This window comes from Streptomyces sp. URMC 123 (assembly GCF_051386515.1).
Taxonomy (GTDB): domain Bacteria; phylum Actinomycetota; class Actinomycetes; order Streptomycetales; family Streptomycetaceae; genus Streptomyces.
Genome location: NZ_JBPQTV010000257.1, coordinates 1 through 9,250, shown reverse-complemented (window position 1 = coordinate 9,250; position 9,250 = coordinate 1). Strand labels below are relative to the sequence as shown.

Annotated in this window: 7 protein-coding genes and 1 riboswitch; of the genes, 1 reads left to right on the top strand and 6 read right to left on the bottom strand. The window is 73.5% G+C overall.

The window, feature by feature from the left end:
* Nucleotides 1-86: 86 nt before the first annotated feature.
* A riboswitch (ZMP/ZTP riboswitch) is annotated at nt 87-177 on the bottom strand.
* A 222-nt stretch (nt 178-399) separates the two neighbouring features.
* Nucleotides 400-1,626 carry an ornithine--oxo-acid transaminase gene (gene rocD / locus ACSNOD_RS23875; protein WP_436769086.1) on the top strand — a complete coding sequence of 409 codons (1,227 nt, stop codon included), beginning with the start codon at nt 400-402 and terminating at the stop codon, nt 1,624-1,626.
* A gap of 56 nt (nt 1,627-1,682) precedes the next feature.
* On the opposite strand, the gene ACSNOD_RS23870 is transcribed toward rocD, so the two are convergent.
* The 6 genes from ACSNOD_RS23870 to ACSNOD_RS23845 all read right to left on the bottom strand — a co-directional run bounded on the left by ACSNOD_RS23870 (nt 1,683) and on the right by ACSNOD_RS23845 (nt 9,167).
* Nucleotides 1,683-2,864, bottom strand: coding sequence for a glutathionylspermidine synthase family protein (locus ACSNOD_RS23870; RefSeq protein ID WP_436769085.1), 1,182 nt, complete (start codon nt 2,862-2,864; stop codon nt 1,683-1,685).
* Between the two features lie 53 nt (nt 2,865-2,917).
* Nucleotides 2,918-3,292: a hypothetical protein gene (locus ACSNOD_RS23865; RefSeq protein ID WP_436769084.1), complete on the bottom strand. Its 375-nt coding sequence runs from the start codon at nt 3,290-3,292 to the stop codon at nt 2,918-2,920.
* A gap of 177 nt (nt 3,293-3,469) precedes the next feature.
* Nucleotides 3,470-4,438, bottom strand: coding sequence for an ABC transporter substrate-binding protein (locus ACSNOD_RS23860; protein ID WP_436769083.1), 969 nt, complete (start codon nt 4,436-4,438; stop codon nt 3,470-3,472).
* Nucleotide 4,439: 1 nt separating this feature from the next.
* The gene (locus ACSNOD_RS23855; RefSeq protein WP_436769082.1) at nt 4,440-6,437 is read right to left on the bottom strand and encodes an ABC transporter permease; all 1,998 of its coding nucleotides are present in this window, start codon (nt 6,435-6,437) and stop codon (nt 4,440-4,442) included.
* Nucleotides 6,438-6,477: 40 nt separating this feature from the next.
* Nucleotides 6,478-7,608, bottom strand: a complete 1,131-nt coding sequence (locus ACSNOD_RS23850; protein WP_436769081.1) for a quaternary amine ABC transporter ATP-binding protein — start codon at nt 7,606-7,608, stop codon at nt 6,478-6,480.
* Nucleotides 7,605-9,167 carry a GMC family oxidoreductase gene (locus ACSNOD_RS23845; protein ID WP_436769080.1) on the bottom strand — a complete coding sequence of 521 codons (1,563 nt, stop codon included), beginning with the start codon at nt 9,165-9,167 and terminating at the stop codon, nt 7,605-7,607. Before ACSNOD_RS23845 ends, ACSNOD_RS23850 begins: the two co-directional genes overlap by 4 nt.
* Nucleotides 9,168-9,250: the final 83 nt, after the last annotated feature.

Here is a 9,250-nt window from a genome sequence, read left to right as displayed (position 1 = left end):
GGCCAGGGGCAGGGTCATGGTGTCCTCCGGGGCGGTGGGCGGTGTCGCGTCGTGCTGTCGTGCGTCACTCGGTGAGTCACTGCGTCCCCGGGTGCCCAGGCGGGCGGCACCCCGTGTGCGTTGCGGCGCACCGCTTCCTCGTGGTCGGTTCCACGTTCGCCAGTCGCGGGTGCGCGCCGCACAGTCTAGGGCGTGCGCGGCGGCCGGTGCCGGGGGCTCGTGCCCAGCCGTTCGCGACCGTCGCGAGGTTTGTACGCAATCGGGGCGCGCGACGATAGAAAGGGGGGTGCCGCTCCCGCCGGTCCCGTACGCGACCGCCGGGCCCGCGGCGGCACACCGAGCCCGCCGAGCCCGCAGTCCCCGAGCCCGTACCCTCCGCACGAGAACGGAGCCACGACCGTGACGACCGCGCACACCTCCGCAGACCCGACGGCCGCGCTGATAGCGGCCACCGAGGAACACAGCGCGCACAACTACCACCCGCTGCCGGTCGTGGTCGCCTCCGCCGAGGGCGCCTGGATGACCGACGTGGCCGGGCGCCGCTATCTCGATCTGCTGGCCGGCTACTCCGCGCTCAACTTCGGCCACGGCAACCGGCGGCTGATCGACGCCGCCAAGGCCCAGCTCGACCGGGTCACCCTCACCTCCCGCGCCTTCCACCACGACCGGTTCGCGGAGTTCTGCGCGCGCCTGGCCGAGCTGTGCGGCATGGAGATGGTGTTGCCGATGAACACCGGGGCGGAGGCGGTCGAGACGGCCGTGAAGACCGCCCGCAAGTGGGGCTACCGGGTCAAGGGCGTGCCGGACGGGCAGGCCAGGATCGTGGTGGCCGCGGACAACTTCCACGGCCGTACGACGACGGTGATCAGCTTCTCCACCGACCCCGAGGCACGCGCCGACTACGGCCCGTACACCCCCGGGTTCGACATCGTGCCGTACGGCGACCTGGCCGCGCTGGAGGCCGCCGTGGGCGACACCACGGTGGCGGTGCTGCTGGAGCCGATCCAGGGCGAGGCCGGGGTGCTGGTGCCGCCGCCCGGCTATCTGGCCGGGGTGCGGGAGCTGACCCGGGCGCGGAACGTGCTGTTCGTCGCGGACGAGATCCAGTCGGGCCTCGGCCGCACCGGACGCACCTTCGCCTGTGAGCACGAAGGCGTGGTGCCCGATGTGTATCTGCTGGGCAAGGCGCTCGGCGGCGGGGTGGTGCCGGTGTCGGCGGTGGTCTCCTCGGCCGAGGTGCTCGGGGTGTTCCGGCCCGGCGAGCACGGCTCCACCTTCGGCGGCAACCCGCTGGCCTGCGCGGTGGCCCTGGAGGTGATCGCGATGCTGCGCGGCGGGGAGATCCAGCAGCGCGCGGCGGAGCTGGGTGAGCACCTCCACCACGAGCTGAACCTGCTGGTGGGCGGCGGCGCGGTGGAGGCGGTGCGCGGGCGCGGCCTCTGGGCGGGCGTGGACATCGCCCCCGCGCACGGCACGGGCCGGGAGATCTCGGAGCGGCTGATGGAGCGGGGGGTGCTGGTCAAGGACACGCACGGGTCGACGATCCGCATCGCGCCGCCGCTGGTCGTCTCCAAGGAGGACCTCGACTGGGGCCTGGACCAGCTGCGGGCGGTCCTCGGGGCGTGACGGCCCACGGCACCCCGGCCCCGGCCCCGGTTCTCACGAGCCGGGGCCGGGGTGCGTCAGAGGATCACATGGGGCAGGAAGCGCGCGTACTCGTCGGTTATCAGGCCGGACGACTCGCGGATGCCCAGGCCCGCCGCCTCCTCCTCGACGACCCACGCCCCGAGCACCACCCGGTTGCCGTCCATGTCGGGCAGCGGGGCGAACTCCTGGTAGCAGCAGGGCTCGTCGCGGAGCACGGGCGCGGCGCCGGCCTCGTGCACCGTGACGCCCGCCCCCTCGCGGCCGAGCAGCGGCTTGGCCACGTAGCCGGTGGTGTCCGCGAGTTCGCGGGGCCCGTCCAGGTAGGACGGCAGCAGATTGGGGTGGCCGGGGAACAGCTCCCACATCACCGCCAGCAGCGCCTTGTTGGAGAGCAGCATCTTCCAGGCGGGCTCGATCCAGCAGGTGGTGCCGGTGCCGCCGCCGTTGTCGAGGGTCTCCAGGACGTGCGGCCCGAAGCGGTCGGTGGTCAGCCACTCCCAGGGGTAGAGCTTGAAGCAGCTGCGGATGAACCGGTAGCCCTCGTCGACGAAGCGCTCCGAGAGCCGGTCCCAGACGATGTCCTCCATGGAGATCGCCCGGGTGTCCAGGCCCGCCTGGACCGCGGTCTCGCGCAGATACGCGACCGTCATCAGGTCCTCGCCCAGCTCGTCGCCGGCGGAGTGGGCGAAGTACAGCGGGCCGGGCGGCAGCAGCTCGCCCTGCCGCTGCCAGGCGGCGACCAGCCGCTCGTGCAGGGAGTTCCACTGGTCCGCGCCGGGGAAACGTTCCTCCATCCAGAACCACTGCGGGCTCGCGGCCTCCACGAGCGAGGTGGGGGTGTCCGCGTTGTACTCCAGCAGCTTGGCCGGGCCGGTGCCGTCGTAGCGCAGGTCGAAGCGGCCGTAGAGGGACGGCAGCTCGGCCCGCCGCCGCCAGGACTCGGCGACGAGTTCGGCCAGCCGGGGATCGCGGATGCCGAGGTCGGCGAAGCGCCCGCGCGCCACGATGTGCTCGGCCGCGGCCAGGGACATCGCGTGGAGCTCCTCGACGACCTCCTCCAGCGCCTCGACCTCGGGCAGCGAGAAGGAGTAGTAGGCGCTCTCGTCCCAGTACGGGCGCAGGGTGCCGTCGGGCAGCCGGGTCAGGGGGTAGATCAGGCCCTGTTCCTCGACGGTTCGCTGCCAGCCGTCGCGGGGGGTGATGGTGTGCCGCTTCATGGGTGTCCGGTGCTCCGTGAGTCGCGCTCGTCCGGCGGGCCGAGAACCTGTGGTCAGCCGCCGCCGGAGCCGGAGGAGCCGAAGCCCTTGCGGTCGAAGGTGCCGCCCTGGACGTACGAGCCGCTGGCCTTGCCGTCGTAGTACCAGTCGCCGCCGCCGGAGCCGCCCTTGGCGGTGCCGCCGGTCTTCGATCCGGCCTTGCCCGTGCTGCCGCCGCTGCCGCCGGAGGTGCCGGACGTGCCGGAGCCGCTCGACGAGCCGCAGCGCTTGTTGTCGACGATCTTGTAGCCCTTGCCGGCCTGGTAGCTGTTGGGGTCCACGCAGCGCTTGTCCGGCTCGGAGCCGCAGGAGGTGAGGACCGCCGCCAGGGTGCCCATGCCGCCCAGGATGACGGCACCGGACCGCAGTCTGCGCCGTGTCGTTGCCATTCGCTCTCCCCCGACGTCCGTTCTGATTTCGTGTACATGCCCGAAGGGCGGGCACCAGGGTAGGCCGGACGGGCGGGGCACGGAGCACGGGGGTGGATTTCCCCGCGGGAGGAACACGAACGCCGGGCGGGCCGCTGCCGCGGCCCGCCCGGCGCTTCGCGCTCCTGCGAGGGGTGCCTACGGGAGCCAGGCGCGCCAGACGTCGGGGTGGGCCTTCACCCAGCGCTCGGCGGCCTGCTCGGCCGAGAGCCCGTTGGACGCGATCATCTGCGCCACCTCGTTCTGCTGCTCCTTCGTCCAGCGGAACTTCTTCAGGAACGCGGCGGCCTTGCCGCCCCGCTCGGCGAAGCCGGCGTTCAGGTACTTCTGCAGCGGGGTGGTCGGATAGCCGCAGTCGATGTCCCCGGGCTCCTTCGCCGCGCAGTCCTCGGTGTGCTCGGGGAGCTTCACCTCGACCATCGGCACCTCGTTGAACAGCCACTGGGGCTCGTACCAGTAGGTGAGGAAGGGCTTCTTCTCCTTGGCGAACCGCTGGATCTGGGTGATCTGGGCGGCCTCGGAGCCGGCGAAGACCACCTGGTAGTCCAGGTCGAGGTTCTTCACCAGCGCCTTGTCGTTGGTGACATAGGACGGGGAGCCGTCCAGGAGCTGGCCCTTGGCGCCGCTCTCGGCGGTGCGCAACTGGTCCGCGTACTTGTTGAGGTTCTTCCAGTCGGTGACGTCGGGGTGGGCGTCGGCGAAGTACTTCGGGACGTACCAGCCGATGTGGCCGGTCACCCCGAGGTCGCCGCCGCGGGCGATCGTCTTCTTCTCCTGGACGTAGCGCTTCTCCTGCTCGGGGTGGCCCCAGTCCTCCAGGAGGGCGTCCACCCGGCCCTGGCTGAGCGCGTCCCACGCCGGGACCTCGTCCACCTGGACGGTGTCCACGCGGTAGCCCAGCTCGTGCTCCAGCAGGTACTGGGCGACGGCCACATTGGCGCGGGCGCCCACCCACGACTGCACGGAGAGCGTGACGGTCTTCGCCCCGCGGGCGTTGGCGTACGGCGAGGCCTGCTTGGTCATGTCGGCCGCGCCGCAGCCGGTGGCGGCCAGCAGCGCGCCGGCGCTCAGCAGGGCGGCCGACAGGCGGATACGGGTGCGAGCCATGTCAGGCCCCCTTCCGGTGGTGGTCGCCGGAGCGCGTGGGCTGGGTGACCCGGTCGAGCGTCAGCCCCAGGCAGACGATCGCCACGCCGGCCACCAGCCCGGTCGCCAGGTCGCCCTGGGCGAGGCCGAAGACCACGTCGTAACCGAGCGCGCCACCGCCGACCAGCGCGCCGATGATGACCACCGAGAGCACCAGCACGACGCCCTGGTTGACGGCGAGCAGCAGCGCGGGGCGGGCGAGCGGGAGCTGCACCTGGCGCAGTTGCTGGGCGCCGGTGGCGCCCATGGAGCGGGCGGACTCCAGCGCGCCGGGGTCGACCTCCCGCAGCCCCTGGGTGGTGATCCGTACGACGGCGGGCAGGGCGTAGAGCACCGCCGCGGCGACGGCCGGGGCGCGGCCGACGCTGAACAGCGCCACCATCGGGATCAGATAGACGAACTGCGGCAGCGTCTGGAGCACGTCGAGCACCGGGCGCAGCAGCCGCTCCAGCCGGGGGCTGCGGGCCGCGGCGACGCCGATGGCCAGGCCCAGGGCGAGGGTGACGGCGACGGCGGCGAGCACCTGGGCGAGGGTGTCCATGGAGGCGTTCCACACACCCAGGACGCCGATCACGGCCATCGCGGAGACGGCGGTCAGGGCCGTGCGCCAGGTGCCGAGCAGCCAGGCGAGGGCCGCGACGATCAGCAGCACGCCCCACCAGGGCAGGCCCTGGAGGCCGTCGCGCAGCGGGTCGAGGACGTAGGTGGTGAAGCGGCCGGCCCAGTCGGCGGTGCCGCCGACGACGGGGACCCCGGAGTAGAGGTGGTCGACCATCCAGTCCTTGGCCCGGTTGACGGGCCCGGCGATGGCGACGGTCCAGCCGTCGGGCCAGGCCGTGTGGCCCGCGAGGCGGGCGGCCACCGCGACGGCGGCGGTGCCGGCGGCGGCCAGGGCCCAGCCGAGCCGGCCGCGGGTGAGCCGGGGGCCGGCCGGCTCGGCGCCGATCCGCGCGCCGGCGGCGGCGGTGGTGCGGTCGAGGACGACGGCGAGCAGCACGATGGGCAGCCCGGCGGCGAGCGCGCTGCCGACGTCGACGGTCGACAGCGCCTGGTAGACGCGGTCGCCCAGGCCGCCGGCGCCGATCACGGAGGCGATGACGGCCATGGACAGCGCCATCATGATGCTCTGGTTGACGCCGAGCATCAGTTCCTTGCGGGCCAGCGGCAGCCGGGCGGTCAGCAGGCGCTGGCGGCGGGTGGCGCCGAGGGAGGCCACGGCCTCCAGCACGCCCGCGTCGGCGCCGCGCAGCCCGAGCGCGGTGAGCCGGGCCATCGGCGGGGCCGCGTAGACGACCGTGGCGAGCACGGCGGCGGGCACGCCGATGCCGAAGACCAGGACGACCGGCAGCAGATAGGCGAAGGCCGGCATGACCTGCATGGTGTCGAGCACCGGCCGCAGCCCGCGGAAGAGGCGGTCGGACAGGCCGGCGGCGAGGCCGAGCAGCCCGCCCAGGGCGACCGATGCGGCGACCGCCACGATCATCAGGGCGAGGGTCTGCATGGTCGGCACCCACATGCCGAGCAGGCCGCAGACGGCGAGGGAGAGCGCGGTGGTGAGGGCGAGGCGCACGCCCGCCAGGCGCCAGGCCACGAGCCCGGCACCGGCCGTCACGCCGGCCCAGCCGAGGGCGAGCAGCACCAGGTAGACACCGCGCACGGAGAGCACGACGGCGTTGCTGAGGTGGCCGAGGACGTAGAGGAACAGGGGGTGGCTGTCGCGGTTGTCGATGACCCAGTCGTTGACGTGGGTGAGCGGGCGGGTCAGATCGACGGTGAGCGCGCCGGGCCAGGTGCCGCTCGCCCAGTGGGCGTGGGCCAGTGGCACGGCGACGGCCGCGGCGAGGGCGAGCAGGGCGAGCTTGCGCAGGCCCTGGCTCCGGAGCAGGCCCCGCAGGGAGAGCGGGGCGCCGGCGGCGGTGGTGCGCGTGCCGCGTACGGAGGTGGTGGTGGCGGTGCTCATGCGCGCCCCCGGGTGCGTTCCGGGAGCCGGTCGGTGCCGGTCACGCGGCGGCCCCCTCGGGCCGGGCGGCGGAGCCGCTGCCGGGCGCGCCCTGGGGGCGGGCCGCGGAGCCGGTGCCGGGTGCCGCCTCGGGGTCGGCGGCCGGCCGGGTGTCGGCCACCACGTCCAGCAGACAGCGGTGGTCCACGACGCCCAGGAGCCTGCCGCCGGACATCACGCGCGCGGCGGCCTCGCCGGAGCGCGCGACCGCCTCGATGGCCTCGGAGACGGTGGCCTCGGGGGCGAGCGCGGGGCCGGTCGGGTCCTCGCCCGCGGCCACCGGCCGCATGGCCGTGCCCACGGTGATGACCTGCTCGCGCGGCACGTCCTGGACGAAGGCGCGGACGTAGTCGTCGGCCGGGGAGCCGACGATCTCCTCGGGCGTGCCGCACTGGACGATACGGCCGTCGCGCATCAGCGCGATCCGGCTGCCGAGCCGCAGGGCCTCGGCGAGGTCGTGGGTGATGAACACCATCGTCCGGCCCTCCTCGCGGTGCAGCCGGACGACCTCCTCCTGCATGTCGCGGCGGATCAGCGGGTCGAGCGCGCTGAACGGCTCGTCGAAGAGGAGCACCTCGGGGTCGACGGCGAGCGCGCGGGCCAGGCCGACGCGCTGCTGCTGGCCGCCCGAGAGCTGGCCGGGGCGGCGCTCCTCCAGTCCGGCCAGGCCGACCTTCGCGACCACCTCGGCGGCCTTGGCGCGCCGTTCGGCGCGGCCCATGCCCTGGATCTCCAGGCCGTAGGCGACGTTGTCGAGGACGGAGCGGTGCGGCAGCAGCCCGAAGTGCTGGAAGACCATGGCGGCGCGGTGCCGGCGCAGTTCGCGCAGCCGGGCGCGGTCCATGGCGAGGACGTCCTCGCCGTCGATGGCGAGGCTGCCGCTGGTGGGCTCGATGAGCCGGGTGAGGCAGCGGACGAGGGTGGACTTGCCGGAGCCGGAGAGGCCCATGACGACGAAGACCTCGCCCTTGCGGACGTCGAAGGAGACGTCGCGGATGGCGGCGGTGCAGCCGGTGCGCTCGCGCAGTTCGGCCGGGGAGAGCTCGGCCTCGGGGCTGTTCGGCACCCGGTCGGCCTTCGGTCCGAAGACCTTCCAGAGGTTGCGGACGGAGAAGACGGGCGTATCGCTCATCGCTCCTCACCTCCCCCGGTCGGGGCCGAGGAGAGCAGTTCGGCGCACTTCTCCCCCACCATGAGCACCCCGATCATGGGGTTGACCGCCGGAATCGTCGGGAAGACGGAGGCGTCGGCGATGCGGATGCCCTCCAGGCCGCGCACCCGCAACTGCGGGTCGACCACGGCCTGTTCGTCGGTGGCCGCGCCCATCCGGCAGGTGCCGGCGGGGTGGTAGACGGTGTGGGCGGCCCGGCGGGCGTACTCGGAGATCTCCTCGTCGGTGGTGACCTCCGGGCCGGGGCACACCTCGCGCTTGAGCCAGGAGGCGAGGGGCTCGCTGGCGGCGATCCGCCGGGCGATCCTGATTCCGTCGACGAGGGTGCGGCCGTCGTAGTCGTCCTCGTCGGTGAAGTAGCGGAAGTCCAGGGCGGGCTTGACGGCGGGGTCGGCGCTGGTGAGGTAGAGCCGGCCGCGGCTGCGCGGCTTGGGGATGTTGGGGGTCATCGACACGCCGTGCGCGGGGCGCTGGTAGCCGAGCCGCTCGGGGTTGTCGGTGAAGGGGATCTGGTAGAAGTGGAACATCAGGTCCGGCCCCCGGGACTCGGGGTCGCGCCGGACGAAGAGGCCGGCGTCGGAGTCCATGGCGGAGTTCTCCGGGATGGGGCCGTGGGTCTCCCAGACGATGACCGACTCGGGGTGGTCGAGCAGGTTCTCGCCGACGCCCGGCAGGTCGTGGAGGACGGGGATGCCCAGCGCCTCCAGGTCGGCCTTGGGGCCGATGCCGGAGTGGAGCAGCAGCCGGGGGGTGTCCACCGCGCCGGCGCAGACGATCACCTCGCGCCCGGCGCGTACGAGGATCTCCTCGCCCTCCTTGGTGCGCACCCGCACACCGGTGGCCCGGGTGCCCTCGAACTCCAGCTTGTGCGCCCAGGTCTCCAGCATGATGCGCAGCCCGGGCCGGTCGCCGGCCTCCATGTGCGGGTGGAGGTACGCGACCGAGGCGGAGGACCGCTTGTTGTTCTCGGGGTGGTAGGCGAGGTCGAAGAAGCCGACGCCCTCGTGGAACGGCTTCTTGTTGAAGCCCTCGACCCGGGGCACGCCCAGTTCGGCCTGGGCGGCGTCGACGAAGTCGCGGGCGATGGCGTTCCGGTCCTTCTCGTCGACCGGCACGATGTTGTTGCGCAGCCGGTCGAAGTACGGGTCCATGGACGCCGCGTCCCAGCCCTCGGCGCCGGCCTCGGCCCACTCGTCCCAGTCGGACGGCAGCGGCTTGAAGGAGATCAGGGTGTTGTGCGAGGAGCAGCCGCCGAGCACCCGGGCGCGGCTGTGCCGGATGTGGCTGTTGCCGCGCGGCTGTTCGACGGTGGGGTAGTCGTAGTCGAGCTCGCCGCCGAGCAGGCCCAGCCAGCGGCGCAGGGTGAGCACCTCGGGGCGGTCGATGTCGGACGGGCCGCCCTCGATGACGACGACGGTGACGTCCGGGTCCTCGGTGAGCCGGGAGGCGATCACCGAGCCGGCGGTGCCGCCGCCGACCACGACATAGTCGGCGGTTTCGATGCGGGGGGACGGTGGCATGGGGTCCTGCTCCTCTGGGAGTCGTACGGGGTGTGCGCGCGGCGCCCGGCGGGGTGCGGCCGGGGTGCTTGTCGGTGGGGGGC